The sequence below is a fragment of the Tenacibaculum soleae genome, assembly GCF_001693415.1.
GTDB classification, from domain to species: domain Bacteria; phylum Bacteroidota; class Bacteroidia; order Flavobacteriales; family Flavobacteriaceae; genus Polaribacter; species Polaribacter soleae.
Genome location: NZ_MAKX01000001.1, coordinates 583,732 through 600,175, shown reverse-complemented (window position 1 = coordinate 600,175; position 16,444 = coordinate 583,732). Strand labels below are relative to the sequence as shown.

The window sequence follows — 16,444 nt, the reverse complement described above, 5'->3', positions numbered from 1 at the left end:
TTAATAAATTTTTAACTTTAAAGTAGGGTAAACATAAATTAACCTGTTTTAAAGTATTAATAGCAAAAACCAAAACAAGGAAATTCCGTTGCTATAAACAAAACGAAGGAATGACTTACAAATACTAATTCAAATATTTAATTTTATGCACAAAATTACAAAAACACTAATACTGTTTTTTATTTTAGCTTTCCAACTCACTTATGGTCAGGAAAACCTGACTATTACAGGTGTAGTCTCGGATCAAACAGGCCCATTACCTGGCGTTACTGTTTTAATTAAAGGTACAACTAGGGGTACTGAAACAGATTTTGACGGTAAATACTCAATTAAAACAAAATTAAAAGAAACTCTTGTTTTTAGTTTTGTTGGAATGACAACAACAGAAAAAACGGTTAATTCAGCTGCGTCACTAGATGTTGTTATGACTGAAGATAGTAACCTTTTAGAAGAAGTAGTTGTTACAGGTATAACAGTTACTGATAAAAGATTATTTACAGGAGCTTCTACATCAATAAAAGCAGCTGATGTAAAATTAGACGGTGTTCCTGAAATCAGTAGAGCACTTGAAGGTAGAGCTGCTGGGGTAACAGTACAAAATGTATCTGGAACGTTTGGTGCTGCTCCAAGAATTAGAGTTCGTGGTGCTACTTCAATTTATGGTAATTCTAAACCTTTATGGGTTGTTGACGGAATAGTTTTAGAAGATGCAATTGATATCTCAGCAGGAGATTTGTCTTCAGGAGATGCTACCACTTTAATAAGTTCTTCTATTGCTGGCTTAAATGCTGATGATATTGAAAGTTTTGAGGTTTTAAAAGATGGTTCAGCTACCTCTATTTATGGTGCAAGAGCAATGGCAGGGGTTATTGTTATAACAACCAAAAAAGGTAAAGCAGGTGTTAGTAGTATAAACTATACTAGTGAAACAACTTTTAGAACAAGACCTTCATATAATGATTTTAATATCATGAATTCTCAAGAGCAAATGTCTGTTTATGAAGAAATGCGTGCTGGAGGGTGGTTAAATTATGCTAGTGTTGCAAATGCTAGAGATAGTGGTGTATACGGAGAAATGTATCAATCTCTAAATCAACTAGATGCTAATGGAAATTTCATTCTTGAAAACACCCCAGAAGCTAAAGCTGCCTTTTTAAGAGAAGCTGAACTAAGAAATACAAACTGGTTTAATGAGTTGTTTAATATTAACGCCATGCAAACACATTCTGTAAATATGTCTTCAGGTACTGACAGAGCTACTTACTACGCTTCGTTAAGTGCTTTGGTAGATCCGGGATGGACTAAAGCTAGTAGTGTTAATCGTTATACAGCTAACTTTAAATCGATTTTTAAAGTTTCAGATAAATTAACTTTAAATACAATTAGTAATGGTTCTTTTAGAAAACAAAAAGCTCCAGGAACATTATCTCAAGATGTTGATGTTGTAACAGGTACTGTAAAAAGAGATTTTGATATCAATCCTTATTCATTTGCATTAAATTCTTCTAGATCTTTAGACCCAAACAAAAACTACACTAGAAATTATACAGATTTTAATATTGCTGACGAATTAGAAGAAAACTATATTGATATTAATATGGTAGACTTAAAGTTTCAAGGAGAATTACAATACAAAATTAATCCTAAAATGAACGTTAGTTTACTTGGAGCTATAAAATATCAAACTTCTTCGCTAGAGCACAATAGTACAGAGTTCTCAAATCAAGCAAACGCTTTCCGTGCAATGGATAATGAGATAATTAGAGACTCTAACCCATTTTTATATACAGATCCAGATGACCAATATGCCATTCCTGTTACTGTTTTACCTGAAGGAGGGATTTACAGAAAAACCGATTATGATCTATTAAGTTATGATGCTAGGGCAACATTTTCATATAAAGATGTTATTAAAGACGATCATACAATAAACTTTTACGCTGGTGCTGAACTTAACTCAGCCGATAGAAGTACAACTAATTTTACAGGATGGGGGCTACAATATTCTTTAGGAGAAATTCCTTTTTATGATTACAAATTATTCAAAAAAGGTGCTGAAGAAAACGCTCTTTATTATGGTTTAGGAAATACAAAATATAGAAATTTAGCTTTTTTTGGAAACGCTACCTATTCTTGGAAAAGACGTTACACCCTTAATGGTACTTTCCGTTATGAAGGTTCAAACAAATTAGGGAGATCTACAAGTTCAAGATGGTTACCTACTTGGAATGTATCTGGTGCTTGGAATGTACATGAAGAAGATTTCTTTGATAAGTTAGGCCCATTAGAAAGCCTTACATTTAGAGCTTCATACAGTTTAACTGCTGACAGGGGACCTGAAAGTGTTTCAAACTCTTTAGCAGATATTAGAAGTTTTAACCCATGGAGACCAACTTCTGGAGTAAAAGAAAGTGCTTTATACGTAAGTTCTTTAGAAAACAGCGAACTTACCTATGAAAAGAAACATGAATTAAACATTGGTTTTGACACAAGTCTTTTTGACAATCGATTAAGTATTGGAGCTGATTGGTATCAAAGAAATAATTTTGATCTTATTGGTCCTATAAACACACAAGGTATTGGTGGTGAAATTACAAAATATGGTAATGTAGCAGAAATGGAATCAAGTGGTTTAGAATTATCTATATCAGGAACACCAATAAAAACAGAAAACTTCTCTTGGCAAACAAGTTTTGTATACTCTAAAACAAAAAATGAAGTTACAAAATTAGAATCTCAACAAAGAGTTATTGATTTAGTTACAGGATATGGTTTTGCTAGAGAGGGTTACCCAGTAAGGTCTATTTTCTCAATTCCTTTTGCAGGATTAAACGAAGAAGGCTTACCTACATTTTTTGACCAAGATGGCAATAGAACAGTTTCTGATGTATATTTTCAAGAAAGAGATAAATTAGATTTCTTAAAATACTCAGGTTCAGCAGACCCTACAGATGTAGGTAGTTTTGGTAATGTTTTTAACTATAAAAACTTACGTTTAAATATATTTACAACCTATTCATTTGGTAATGTTATACGATTAAACCCAGTATTTAGTTCTTCTTATTCAGATTTAGATGCTTTACCAAGAGAATTTGAAAACAGATGGGTGTTACCTGGTGATGAAAATCATACAAATATACCTGTAATTGCTACAACAAGGCAAGCAAACAGAATTGGGCAGTATGATTTAAGAACAGCTTATAATTCTTATAATTATTCTGATGTTAGAATTGCCAAAGGAGATTTTATTCGTCTTAAAGAAGTATCTTTAGCATATAGATTTCCAACGGATCTTGTAGAAAAATTGAGTCTTAAAAGTTTTTCTTTAAAGCTACAAGCTACTAATTTATTTTTATTGTATGCTGATGATAAATTAAACGGACAAGATCCAGAATTTTTTAATTCTGGTGGAGTTGCAAGTCCTTTAGCGAAGCAATTTACATTAACCTTAAAATTAGGGTTATAATTTATAAAATATAAATAAAATGAAAAATAATATAAACAAATTATTTGTACTATTTCTTGTATCTCTTTTTGTTGTTTCTTGTAATGAATTTTTAGATGAATTACCTGACAATAGAACTGAAGTAGACAATAACGATAAGATTAGAAAAATTTTAGTCTCTGCATATCCAACAACTGCCATAAACTTTTTAGCAGAACTATCTTCAGATAACATTGATGATACTGGAGTAAACAATCCTTATTCAGATAGAATAACAGAACAAGTTGCTTATTGGAAAGATGTTACAGAAACGGACAATGATGGACCTGCTTCTCTTTGGTCAGCTTGTTATAATGCTATTGCAAATGCAAATCAAGCATTAGCAGGTATTAAAGATCAAGGTAACCCTGAAAGCCTATCTGCAGAAAAAGGTGAAGCTCTAATCACTAGAGCTTACGGGCATTTTGTATTAGTAAATATGTTTAGTAAACATTACAACACCCAAACTAGTGATACTGATTTAGGTATCCCTTTTCTAGAAAATCCTGAAACAACACTTAATCCTAAGTATGATAGAGGTAACGTAAAGGATGTGTATGCTAAAATAAATAAAGACATTGAAGAAGCATTGCCGCTTATACGTGATGATATTTATAACGTACCAAAATATCACTTTAATGTAAAGGCTTCATACGCATTTGCTGCAAGGTTTAACTTATACTATGAAAACTGGGAAAAAGCAAAAGAATATGCTTCAATAGTAGTAACTCAAAACCCAACAAGTATATTAAGAAATTGGCAAGCTCAAGCTCAAGTAGTTAGAAGCCCAGCCCCTGCAACTAAAGCGTTTTATGAAAACACTAGTGTTTTATTAACACAAGCCGTTTCTTCTGGAATAGGAGTACATTTTGGAGCCTATTATACAGGCTCACGTTTTAATCATACTGGAGCCGTTGCTAGGAGAGAATCTTTATCTGTTCCTTTACCTTGGACAGCAGGCACCAACCCTGCTTTTTATCCTCATTACAGACCATTTGTATATTCAGGGACAAACTTAGATAAAACTTTATTTATGAAGTTACCTTACTTATTTGAATATACTGACCCTGTTGCTCTAACAGGATATTCAAAAAGTATCATAGCCCCATTTACTACTGATGAAACACTATTAGTAAGAGCAGAAGCAAATGTGATGTTAAAACAATATGATGCCGCGTTAGACGATCTAAATACATTTACAAAAAATTACAATAGGCCTAGTTCAGCTGTTCCAAGCCCTGAAACATCTATTGCACAAGTAAATACATTTTATGATGCTGTTACTTACTCTACAGAAGATGTTCCTACTCAGAAAAAAACCTTAACACCTATGTTTACTGTAGAAAGTGGTACTCAAGAAAACATGCTACACTATACACTTCAATTAAGAAGAATACTTACAATGCACGAAGGTTTAAGATGGTTTGACAACAAACGATATGGTATGAGTGTTGTAAGATACCAAAATGGTACAGCTGGTTCAATTAGTGTTGTTGATGTTTTAACAGCTAACGATGCTCGTAAAGCGATACAATTACCTCAAGATGTTATCTCTGCAGGTTTAACCCCTAACCCTAGATAAAACTTAAATTATTACAATTATGAAAAATATAAAATATTTAGTTATAGCTCTTGCCATTACCTTTAGTAATTGTCAAGAGAAAGATATACCAAACCCTGATAAAAGTTCAATTAATAGCGAATTAGGCTATCAAAATCAGTTTGATAAATTCTTAACAAAAGAATTTGTAACGCCTTACAATATTGAAATTTTATATAAATTACCAGATGTAGAAAGTAATTTTAATTACACCTTGGTTCCTGCTGACTACCAAAAGTCAATAAGGTTAGCAAACCTTATTAAGTATTTATGTTTAGATGCATACAATGCTGTAGCTCCTGCAAGTTTTTTAAAAGAAACGTTTCCTAAGCAAATTGTATTCGTAGGTTCAGCGGGATATAACAATAACAATACAAGACTTTTAGGTACTGCTGAAGGGGGGGTGAAAATTTCTCTTTACGATATAAATACTCTAGATATTACTGACGTTGAAGCATTAAATAGGTTATTCTTCAATACAATACACCATGAATTCGGACACGTATTACATCAAAAAATACCATTTTCTACCGATTTTACTGAAATAGTTGGTGCAGGATATATAGGAGATGACTGGAGTACTCAATGGGGACCTGGTGAATCTTTACAGGCTGGTTTTATTAGTGATTATGCTAGTAATCAGGTAAGTGATGATTTTGTAGAATTAATTTCTCATTATGTACTTTCTACTGAAACTGATTGGGCTGATATTATTGTTAATGCAGGTCCTGGAGGTTCACTTATTACTAGTAAAATGTCAATAATTAAAAGTTATTTAAAAAACAATTGGGATTTCGATATTGATGACTTACGTGCAGAAGTACAGGATAGGTACGATAATTTAAGTTCACAAGATTTAGACAACATAAATTAAAAAAAATGAAAAATATTATAAACAAAACATTTTTATTGCTATTACTTATTGTTGCCACAGTATCATGTGACAACACAGAAGAAGCAATATTTAATGAAACTTCTTCTGAAAGAATTAAAAATTCTGTTATAGAATATAGAGACTTATTAACTTCATCAGATAATGGATGGATTATAGAATATTACCCTGAAGGATCACAATCTTTAGGTGGTTTTAATTATGGAATGAAATTTAATGAAGATTTAACTGCTGAAGTGGTAATGGAACTATTTGATTTTTCAACAAGAGAATCAAATATGTTCAACGTTATTGCTAATGGCGGTCCTGTATTAACTTTTAATACTTATGGTGCATTATCTCACTTTTTTTCAACTCCAAACCAAGCTAACCCAGATGGACTTGAAGGGGATTATGAGTTTTTATTAACTTCTAAAACAACGGATCTTATTACCTTAATTGGTGCAAAATCTCGTAACAAAATGCGAATGATAAGGCTTACTGAAAGTCCTGAAGATTACTTAACCAAAGTTCTTGACATTAAAACTTATTTAGCTCCTGCTTCTTATGCTGTTACTTTAGATGGTAATGATTTACCATTACCAAACACTGGTGCAAAATTAATTTTCCCTCAAGGTAGCGGAGAAGATCCAATTGAAATGGCTTACAACTATACCAGTAAAGGAATAAAGTTATATGAACCTATTACAATGGGAGGTAATGAAGCATTAGAGTTTATTTTAGACAAAGATGCAAATCAGCTAGTTTCTTTAGATGGTAATGTTATAATACATGTTCTTTTTTCTCCAATTAACATTAATCAAGATTGGCAAATAGGAACTAGTATTCCTGGGGCTGTTTCTCCTGCATTTTTAGCGATGTTTAATCAAGTAAAAGATGCTAATACAGCCGTATATTCAGAAACATTAAGAGATTTCTTAATATTTGGTAACACCACTATTAGTGGTGAAACAAAACCTGGTATTCTTTTTATCTCAGATCCTGGACCATATTTATCACAACATTTATTAGGTTTTGGGGGAGTTCCTGGCGAAACCGAACAACTTAGTATTGTTAAAGGCGTAGGTGCCTATAACTGGCAATTTTACACTCACTTAGAACCATTAGTTGATTTTATCGCTAATAATTCACCTTATATAGTAAGTACTACTGATCCTGCGGCAACGCAAATACAATTGACAAGTGCAACAGATCCAACTGTTTGGTTTTACATATTAAGATAGAATATAACTCTTATTAAAAAATAAACAACAAAAACTCTAGGATTTGTAATCTTAGAGTTTTTGTGATTTTTAATACCATCAATTTATTTTTTATTTTAACTTTTTGGAATAGATATAATTATCATATATTTGCAGCCTCATTTCAAAAAATAATTTCAAATATATATATAGAATGACAAAAGCAGATATCGTATCTAAAATTTCAGATAAGAGCGGAATTGAAAAAGCAGATGTTTTAGCAACTGTTGAAGCGTTTATGGACGAGGTAAAGGATGCATTAGAGAGCGGAGATAATGTATATTTAAGAGGTTTTGGTAGTTTTATTATCAAAACTAGGGCAGAAAAAACTGGTAGAAATATTTCTAAAAATACAACTATTAAGATTCCTGCTCATAACATTCCAGCTTTTAAACCATCAAAAGTGTTTACAGAGGGTGTTAAAACTAAAGTATCTGTAAAATAATAAAATTATTAACCAAAGGTCTTTACTAATAAAGACTTTATAAAACATTTTTAATTATGCCAAGCGGTAAAAAAAGAAAGAGAGCAAAGATCTCTACACACAAAAGAAAGAAAAGAGCAAGAGCAAATCGTCATAAGAAAAAGTAAGCTAACGCTTACTTTTTCGTTGCTTTTATAGCTTATTAAGTTCATTGACATTAAGGTTTTAACACCTTAAAACGGTATAAAAATTATACCTGTTTACAAATTTTAATCCGTCTTCGTAAAAATTATTACGTAGGCACAAAACTATATTCAGAATGAAAACAGAATTAATAATTCGTTCAAATTCTTCTGATATTGATTTCGCCTTACTAAGAGATGGTAGACTTATTGAATTAAACAAAGAAACAAGCGATAACAAGTTTTCAGTCGGTGATGTTTTTCTAGCCAAAATAGGAAAAGTATTAACGGGTTTAAATGCCGCTTTTGTAAATGTTGGGTATCCTAAAGATGGTTTTTTACATTATCATGATTTAGGTCCACAAGTACAATCTTTAAATAAATTCATTAAAAAAGTAAGCACAGGTAATTATAAAGAATTCACTTTAAAAAACTTTCGTCCAGAAAAGGATATTAACAAAGACGGGAGTATTAATGATGTACTAAAATCAGGTCAAAATTTATTAGTACAAATTGTAAAAGAACCAATATCTACCAAAGGTCCGCGTATTAGCTCGGAACTATCAATAGCTGGTAGATTTTTAGTTTTAGTTCCTTTTTCTAACAGAGTTTCTGTATCTCAAAAAATAGCAGATCCGAAAGAAAAAGAACGTTTAAAAAAATTAGCAAAAAGTATCAAACCAAAAGGGTTTGGACTTATTTTACGTACTGTTGCCCAAGGTAAAAAGGTAGCAGAACTAGATAAAGATTTACAAAATTCACTTGATCGTTGGAAAAAAATGTGCAATAGTATTGCAAATCAAAATACCCCAACAAAAATATTAAGTGAGTTGAACAGAGCATCTTCTATTTTAAGAGATGTAATGAACGATTCTTTTACAAGTATTGTAACCAACGATGAAGATTTAATGATTGAAATCAAAGAATATTTACAAGAAATATCTCCTGACAAGGAAAATATTGTAAAACTTCATAAAGCTGACACTCCAATTTTTGAAAAATATGGTATCGAGCGTCAGATAAAAACATCGTTTGGTAAAACAGTTTCTATGAGTAAAGGTGCATATTTAGTTATTGAGCACACCGAAGCTTTGCATGTTATTGATGTAAATAGTGGTAATCGCTCAAATAAAGCTTTAAGCCAAGAAGAAACTGCTTTAGAAGTCAATCTAATTTCTGCCACAGAAATAGCACGTCAATTACAATTACGTGATATGGGAGGAATTATAGTTGTTGATTTTATTGATATGAAGACTACTGAAAACAGACAGAAATTATATCAGCATTTAAAAGATGCAATGTCTTTAGATCGCACTAAACATAAAATATTACCTCCGAGTAAATTTGGTTTAGTACAAATTACAAGACAGCGTGTACGACCTGAATTAGAAATAAAAACACGCGAACCAAACCCAAATAAAAATGGAGAAGTTGAGGCTCCTATTGTTTTAATAGACAAAATGGAAGCTGAATTAGAACGCATATTAAATAGTAATAAAGAATACAAGGAGATAACATTAAATGTACACCCTTTTATAGCTGCTTATTTAACTAAAGGCGTAAACTCTATTCGTTTTAAATGGTTTGTACAACACAAAAAGTGGATTAAAATATTACCTAGAGATGCTTACCAATACTTACAGTATAAATTCTTTTTAAAAAAGAATAAAAGTAAGTAAGGCAATCTTATTATGAAATAAAAACCCGTTTCTAAAAGAAACGGGTTTTTTTATGCCCTAAAACCAAAATCCTAAATTAAATAGCCAATATTTTTCATTATGATTAGGCGACCAACTATATTTTAATTCAACTGGGCCTAAAAATGTTTCAACACTATAACCTAAAGCATATCCTGATTTCACATCATCAAAAATATCCTTTAAAATATTTTCTTCTACACGAGCATAATTAGCAATAAAAACAGCATGATGCTTAGGGTATACCTGATATCTGAAATTGAAAATGGTTTTTAAATACGATTGATTAATCAAATCACCTGTATCATAACCATAAAAAGAGGTGAAATTATTAATATAGTTTTTATTGTAACCTCCCAATCTGTAATCAAAAATCTGTGATGATTTTTTACCTAAAGTATATCCAATCTCACTTGTTTGCTGAAGTGTTAACTTATTAAAAAAACTAGTTACAAAACCTAAAGTTCCTTCAACTTGAGAAAATTGATGAAACGAATCACTGTCATCTATTAATAAATCAATATTATTATTTCTATCAGACCATAAATACCATTTAAAACCAACATCTGCATAAAACCCTTTTGTTGGAAACATTTTTTTATCGTAAGTATCAAATTTTAAAAAAGAATATGCATTTATATAATTACTTTTGTCAAAGAAAACTTCTTTACCATTTGATAAAATATTATCTGAACTTAAACTAACGTGTTTATTTTCAACCCCTATACCAAATGCAAATTTTTCATTAATAGTTGTTTGAAAATATATAGCATTAGTAAAATCAGTATAATTAACATTTATTAAATTTTCTTTATGTAAAAAACCACTTGTAAACCTATTATAACGTGATTTAAAACCATAACTAGGTAGTAAACCATTATCTATAAAATAATCTAAATTATAACGTAATCTATCACCCAAACCTACATCAAAAGACAACTCATCATTTTGTGTTAGTAATTTTTTATGGGTGTAATTTAATAATGCTGCCGATTTATATAACAAATCATAATGTAACCCTATTTTAAAATAAGAATGAATTTTTTCTTCCTTGACGATAAGTTCTAACTTTTTGCCTTGAAAGGATTTTTTTAGATGATAATTAATTCGATTAAAATTCTTGGTTGCGGTTAGTTTATTAATTTTTTTAGAAACTTGTTTGTACGAAACACTATCACCTTCTTCAAGTTGTAATTTTCCTAAAATGTAATTTTTAGTATAATTTTTATTTCCTTTGATAACAATTCTATCTACCAAAAACCTTTTTTCTTTTATTTCATTTTTAATTCGTTCATTTTTAGATATTTGTAATTTAGCAACACTATCAAAAACACTTGAAAATTCTTGTGCATTTTTTAACCCTTCTTCTATTATTTCATTTTTTTTATCAAACGATATAACGCTATAATCTAAAATATCGGGATTAAGATAAACATCTAAAATATCAATTTGTTTATCAATATTTTTATACATCTGAAAATTTACTATTTGCATCAACACTGAAGCAACTGAAGACAGTTCTTCTTCTTTCATTAATTTTCCTTGAACATTAACGCCAATAATAATATCTACCTTTTTCTTTTTCATTATATCAACAGGAAAGTTGTTTACCACCCCTCCATCTACTAACAATTTACCATCAATTTCAACAGGGGTTAATAATGATGGAAACGCTGCGCTAGCCCTTAATGCCAAAGGTAAAGAGCCTTCATTTAAAACAACTTCATTACCAGTAACAATATCTGTTCCAATACAATAAAAAGGTATTGGCAGTTTAGAAAAATTGTTGATATTATCAACAGGTGCTAATAGCTCTGTTAAATAATTTAAAACATTTTGACCTTTTGATAATCCTAAAGGAAGACCAATTTTACCCTCTTTTATTGGTAATGAAATCGCATATTTTTCTCCATTGGTTTTGGTAAAAAAAGGTCTATCGCTTCTATCAACTTTGTCTTGTATCAACTTCATAAAGTCAATATCTAAAATGATTTTTTCAATCTGTTTCGCAGAATAACCCGAGGCATACAACCCTCCAATAATGGCCCCCATACTAGTACCACCAATATAATCTACATGTACTCCAGCTCTTTCAAGTTCTTTTAAAACCCCCAAATGAGCAAATCCTTTGGCTCCACCTCCACTTAAAACTAAACCAACTTTAGGTGAGTTTTGAGCCCATGTAAATACCGTAAACAATAATAGTATAAGCAACTTTTTCATTATTTTTCTTTTTGATAAAATTCATGTATTTTTTTTGCTCTTGAAAAACCGACTGTTTCTTTTAATTCTTCAAATGTAGCTTCTTTTACTCTTTTAGCAGACTTAAATTTACGCAATAAATTGGTAATAGTTTGCTTACCAATATCCGGAATTTGTTCTAACTCAGACTGGATAGCACTTTTACTTCGTTTATTTCTGTGCAAGGTAATTCCAAAACGATGGGCTTCATTTCTTAAAAACTGAATTATTTTTAAACTTTCTGATTTTTTATCTAAATATAACGGTACAGAATCTCCTGGATAATAAATTTCTTCCAAGCGTTTTGCAATACCAATAATGGCAATTTTACCTCGCAAACCTAAAAGATCTAAACTTTTTAATGCTGATGATAATTGTCCTTTTCCTCCATCAATAACAATTAATTGTGGTAATGGTTGCTTTTCTTCTAACAAACGCCTGTAACGACGAAAAACAACCTCTTCCATCGATGCAAAATCATCAGGCCCTTCAACTGTTTTAATATTATAATGACGGTATTCTTTTTTACTCGGTTTTCCGTCTTTAAAAACTACACAGGCTGCTACAGGATTGGTTCCTTGAATATTTGAATTATCAAAACACTCAATATGCCGCGGTTCTTCATGCAAACGTAAGTCTTTTTGCATCTGCCCCATTATTCGTTTTACATGACGATCTGGATCTACAATTTTTATTTGCTTAAACTGCTCCATACGATAATACTTCGCATTTCTTTCTGACAATTCAACGATTCGCTTTTTGTCTCCTAATTTAGGTACGGTCACTTTTATTTGCTCTCCTAAATTAACTTTAAAAGGCACATAAACTTCTCTTGACAACGAGTTAAATCGGTTACGCGTTTCTATGATAAACAACTCTAACAATTGTTTATCAGTTTCTTCTAATTTCTTTTTTATTTCTGTGGTGTATGATTGCACGATTGCGCCATTCATTACTTTAAAAAAGTTTGCATAACCGTGAGTTTCATCAGAAATAATAGAAAAAACATCTACATTATTAATTGATGGATTTATAATGGTAGATTTCGCCTGATAGTTTTGTAGAGAATCAAGTTTTTCTTTTATTTTTTGTGCCTCTTCAAATTTCATATCCGAAGCAAAATCTAGCATTATATTCTTTAAATGCTGTAAACTCTCTTTAAAATTACCTTTTAATATACCTCTTACAGCTTTAATACTTTCTTGGTAATTATCTTCAGTTTGATTCCCTTCGCAAGGACCTTTACAATTACCTAAATGGTATTCGAGACACAATTTATACTTACCTGCTGCTACTTTCGACTTACTTAAATCATACTTACAAGTTCTTAGCGGATATAATTCTTTTATTAAATCTAATAAAGCATATACTGTTTTTGTGTTTGTGTAAGGCCCAAAATATTCAGAGCCGTCCTTTATGACTCTTCTGGTTGAAAATATTCTTGGAAAACGTTCTTTTTTAATACATATCCAGGGGTAGGACTTATCGTCTTTTAATAAAATATTATAACGTGGTTTGTATTTCTTTATCAGGTTATTTTCTAACAGTAAAGCATCTGTTTCTGTATCAACAACAACATGTTCGATACGAACAATTTTTCTAACTAAAATACGAGTTTTAGCAATTTCATGGTTTTTGTTAAAATAAGAAGAGACTCTTTTTTTTAAATCTTTTGCCTTACCAACATAAATAATCACATCTTCTTTATCAAAATATTGATAAACACCAGGCGAATTAGGTAAGGTTTTTACTTGAAGTTCTAATGAAGTTGGCATACAACGAAAATACAATTTTATAAAGATATTTACCTAGCTATATGTACATTTACACTAATATTTATTTACCATACAATGCAACAACCTATTCAATTTTACAAAGAAGAAATCAATAGTTTAAATACCGTTTTAACTGGGTTAAAAAAACGTTTACTTACAACTCGTTTACTACGTCTTTTTGCCTTCTTAACCATTTCTTTATCATCCTATATAGCTTTTACAAAAAATAACTTATACTTTATTATAAGTGTTATCTCTTTAATCGCTTTTGTTTATTTAGTAACAAAACACTTACGTTTAAAGCAAACGAAAAGCCTTATAGAAGCAAAACTGACTATTAATAAAACAGAAATAGCCGTTTTAAATGGTACATTTTCTGACTTAGAGAGTGGAAAAGAGTTTATAAACCCCGAGCATTATTTTAGCAATGATATCGATCTGTTTGGTATTGGCTCTTTCTTTCAATACATAAACAGAACGGCAACCAACGAAGGAAAAAAGCTATTAGCTACTGTTTTAACAAGTAACGATATTAACAGTATTGAAGAAAAACAAAAAGTAACACAAGAACTTGCATTAAAAGTAAAATGGCGTCAACATTTTACAGCTGTTGCTAGTTTAATAAACACAAAAACAGCAATACCTATTATTGTAAAATGGGTGCATTCTTATGAGCAGAAACTCCCTACTTTCTTAACACTGTTTTCGTATATTTTTTCTGCTATTTCAATTGTTTTAATTGGCTTATTAAGTTTTGATGTCATTACGTTTTCTGTACTTTTAATCTGGTTTATAATTGGTTTAATAACTACTGCTTTCTTTTTTAAAAACATTCAAGAATTAGCCACTGAAACTACCAAAGCAAAAGAAACTTTTAATCAATACCATCAGTTATTAGCGCAAATAGAAAACGAAGAATTCACCAATTCGACATTAAAAAACAAACAAGCAAAAATTCAACAAAAAAACAAAAAGGCATCTACTATATTTAAAGAGTTTTCTAAAATATTAGATGCTTTCGATCAACGTAATAACATTATTATTGCTATTATTGGTAACGGACTTTTTCTTTGGGATATTCGCAATACCATTAAAATAGAAAATTGGATTACAACTTACAAAAGCACTGTTGAAGAATGGTTTAATGTTGTTTCTTTTTTTGATGCACAAAACTCGTTAGCAAATTTTGTTTTTAATAAACCTGAATATGTATTTCCTATTATAAATAACGAAAAATCAGTTTTAAATGCAGTGAATTTAGGACATTCTTTATTAAATGCCACTAAAAGAATAGACAATGATTTTGTAATAGATAATGAAGAATTTTTTATTGTTACTGGAGCAAATATGGCAGGGAAAAGCACTTTTTTAAGAGCTGTTTCGTTAGCAATTGTAATGTCTAATAATGGTTTACCAATATGTGCTGAAAAAGTAAAATACAATCCGGTTAAATTAATTACAAGTATGCGAACTTCAGATTCTTTAAGCGATGATGAATCTTACTTTTATGCCGAACTTAAACGTTTAAAATTTATCGTAAACAAAATTAAAACAGAAAATTATTTTATCATTTTAGATGAAATATTAAAAGGAACAAATAGTAAAGACAAAGCAATCGGTTCTAAAAAATTTGTTGAAAAACTTAACAATTCTAAATCAACTGGAATTATTGCTACACACGATGTGAGTTTATGTGAATTATCAACAGAATATCAAACAATTGAAAACTATTATTTTGATGCTGAAATAATTGATAACGAGTTAAATTTTGATTACAAGATGAAAAACGGCGTATGTAAAAACATGAACGCCTCTTTTTTATTAAAAAAGATGGAAATAATTTAATTTTGTTTCTCGTAAACTATGATAAATGACATGAAAAAATTGCAGCATTAAACCGTATATTTGTTAGATGAGCAAACTTATCGACAATTTTGGCAGACAAATTAACTATGTGCGACTTGCTGTTACCGATCGTTGTAACCTACGTTGTCAATACTGTATGCCTGCTAACGGCATTGATATTGTACCACGAAAAGAGTTACTCACCTATAAAGAAATGTACCGAGTTATTCGCGTGCTTACCGAGTTAGGTGTTAATAAAGTTAGGCTAACTGGTGGCGAGCCTTTTGCTCGTAAAGATTTTATGTCGTTTTTAGACATGTTATCTTATAACGACTTGTTAGAGGTGATTAATATTACTACAAACGGAGCATTAGTTGCTAATCATATTGAAACTTTAGAAAAATTAGAGAAAATAAAAAACATAAATTTAAGTATTGATAGTTTAGACACTCATAAATTCGCAAAAATTACTCGCCGCGATGTATTTCCAGAAGTGTATAAAACTTTTGAATTATTAGAACAAAGTTCATTAAATTTAAAGCTAAACGTTGTGGTACAATCAGGTTTTAATACTGATGAAATTAATGATTTTGTTGGATTGACTAAAGATAAAAATATTGCCGTTCGTTTTATTGAAGAAATGCCTTTTAATGGAAAAGGACAGCGAGAAATTGGTGAAAATTGGAATTACCACAAAATTTTAGAAGAAATAAAATCTGAATATTCTGTAACAAATATAGTTTCAGAAAAATCATCTACTTCTAGAAATTTTTCTATTGAAAATCACATAGGTAGCATCGGAATTATTCCTGCATTTACACGTACAATTTGTAACGATTGTAATCGAATAAGAATTACCTCAACTGGTACTTTTAAAAATTGTTTATTTGATGATGGTGTTTTTAATTTACGTGATTTTATAAGAAAAGGCGCAAGTAATGATAATTTAAAAGAACTCTTTTTATCATTAATAAAAGAAAAACCTGAAAATGGTTTTGTAGCCGAAGCAAACCGTAAAAAAGGAAGTGTTACTGAAAGTATGAGTACTATTGGTGGGTAACTT

10 protein-coding genes are annotated in these 16,444 nt (G+C 30.4%); 8 read left to right on the top strand and 2 right to left on the bottom strand.

Annotated elements, in window-relative coordinates; all coding sequences use genetic code 11:
* The first annotated feature begins 145 nt into the window (after window positions 1-145).
* From BA195_RS02660 to BA195_RS02635, 6 genes are all read left to right on the top strand, one after another.
* On the top strand, window positions 146-3,466 hold the full coding sequence (locus BA195_RS02660) for a SusC/RagA family TonB-linked outer membrane protein (protein WP_068702164.1): 3,321 nt from the start codon (window positions 146-148) through the stop codon (window positions 3,464-3,466).
* 19 nt (window positions 3,467-3,485) lie between these two features.
* A complete protein-coding gene (locus BA195_RS02655; protein ID WP_068702162.1) occupies window positions 3,486-5,066 on the top strand; it encodes a RagB/SusD family nutrient uptake outer membrane protein in 1,581 nt (526 codons plus the stop codon).
* A gap of 19 nt (window positions 5,067-5,085) precedes the next feature.
* Window positions 5,086-5,958 (top strand): zinc-binding metallopeptidase, encoded by an 873-nt coding sequence (locus BA195_RS02650; RefSeq protein WP_084443028.1) that lies wholly within the window; start codon window positions 5,086-5,088, stop codon window positions 5,956-5,958.
* 5 nt (window positions 5,959-5,963) lie between these two features.
* Window positions 5,964-7,199: a DUF4302 domain-containing protein gene (locus BA195_RS02645; protein ID WP_068702158.1), complete on the top strand. Its 1,236-nt coding sequence runs from the start codon at window positions 5,964-5,966 to the stop codon at window positions 7,197-7,199.
* Between the two features lie 172 nt (window positions 7,200-7,371).
* Entirely contained in the window at window positions 7,372-7,662 is a 291-nt protein-coding gene (locus BA195_RS02640; protein WP_068702156.1) for an HU family DNA-binding protein, read from the top strand.
* 298 nt (window positions 7,663-7,960) lie between these two features.
* Entirely contained in the window at window positions 7,961-9,502 is a 1,542-nt protein-coding gene (locus BA195_RS02635) for an Rne/Rng family ribonuclease (protein WP_068702154.1), read from the top strand.
* 57 nt (window positions 9,503-9,559) lie between these two features.
* Here the strand turns inward: BA195_RS02635 and BA195_RS02630 are convergent, their stop codons facing one another.
* Window positions 9,560-11,743 carry a patatin-like phospholipase family protein gene (locus BA195_RS02630; protein WP_068702152.1) on the bottom strand — a complete coding sequence of 728 codons (2,184 nt, stop codon included), beginning with the start codon at window positions 11,741-11,743 and terminating at the stop codon, window positions 9,560-9,562.
* Window positions 11,743-13,536 carry an excinuclease ABC subunit UvrC gene (uvrC, locus tag BA195_RS02625; protein ID WP_068702150.1) on the bottom strand — a complete coding sequence of 598 codons (1,794 nt, stop codon included), beginning with the start codon at window positions 13,534-13,536 and terminating at the stop codon, window positions 11,743-11,745. Before uvrC ends, BA195_RS02630 begins: the two co-directional genes overlap by 1 nt.
* 75 nt (window positions 13,537-13,611) lie before the next feature.
* On the opposite strand from uvrC, the gene BA195_RS02620 reads away from it, so the two are divergent.
* Together BA195_RS02620 and moaA are read left to right on the top strand one after the other, a co-directional pair.
* Window positions 13,612-15,381: a MutS-related protein gene (locus BA195_RS02620; RefSeq protein ID WP_068702148.1), complete on the top strand. Its 1,770-nt coding sequence runs from the start codon at window positions 13,612-13,614 to the stop codon at window positions 15,379-15,381.
* Window positions 15,382-15,448: 67 nt separating this feature from the next.
* On the top strand, window positions 15,449-16,441 hold the full coding sequence (gene moaA / locus BA195_RS02615) for a GTP 3',8-cyclase MoaA (protein ID WP_084443027.1): 993 nt from the start codon (window positions 15,449-15,451) through the stop codon (window positions 16,439-16,441).
* The last annotated feature ends 3 nt before the right edge of the window (window positions 16,442-16,444 follow it).

Bases quoted from the DNA above. Each gene is read 5' to 3' on its own strand.
- moaA (WP_084443027.1), top strand. From the start codon at position 15,449: ATGAGCAAACTTATCGACAATTTTGGCAGACAAATTAACTATGTGCGA.
- BA195_RS02645 (WP_068702158.1), top strand. From the start codon at position 5,964: ATGAAAAATATTATAAACAAAACATTTTTATTGCTATTACTTATTGTT.
- uvrC (WP_068702150.1), bottom strand. From the start codon at position 13,536: ATGCCAACTTCATTAGAACTTCAAGTAAAAACCTTACCTAATTCGCCT.
- BA195_RS02650 (WP_084443028.1), top strand. From the start codon at position 5,086: ATGAAAAATATAAAATATTTAGTTATAGCTCTTGCCATTACCTTTAGT.
- BA195_RS02630 (WP_068702152.1), bottom strand. From the start codon at position 11,743: ATGAAAAAGTTGCTTATACTATTATTGTTTACGGTATTTACATGGGCT.
- BA195_RS02635 (WP_068702154.1), top strand. From the start codon at position 7,961: ATGAAAACAGAATTAATAATTCGTTCAAATTCTTCTGATATTGATTTC.
- BA195_RS02620 (WP_068702148.1), top strand. From the start codon at position 13,612: ATGCAACAACCTATTCAATTTTACAAAGAAGAAATCAATAGTTTAAAT.
- BA195_RS02655 (WP_068702162.1), top strand. From the start codon at position 3,486: ATGAAAAATAATATAAACAAATTATTTGTACTATTTCTTGTATCTCTT.
- BA195_RS02660 (WP_068702164.1), top strand. From the start codon at position 146: ATGCACAAAATTACAAAAACACTAATACTGTTTTTTATTTTAGCTTTC.
- BA195_RS02640 (WP_068702156.1), top strand. From the start codon at position 7,372: ATGACAAAAGCAGATATCGTATCTAAAATTTCAGATAAGAGCGGAATT.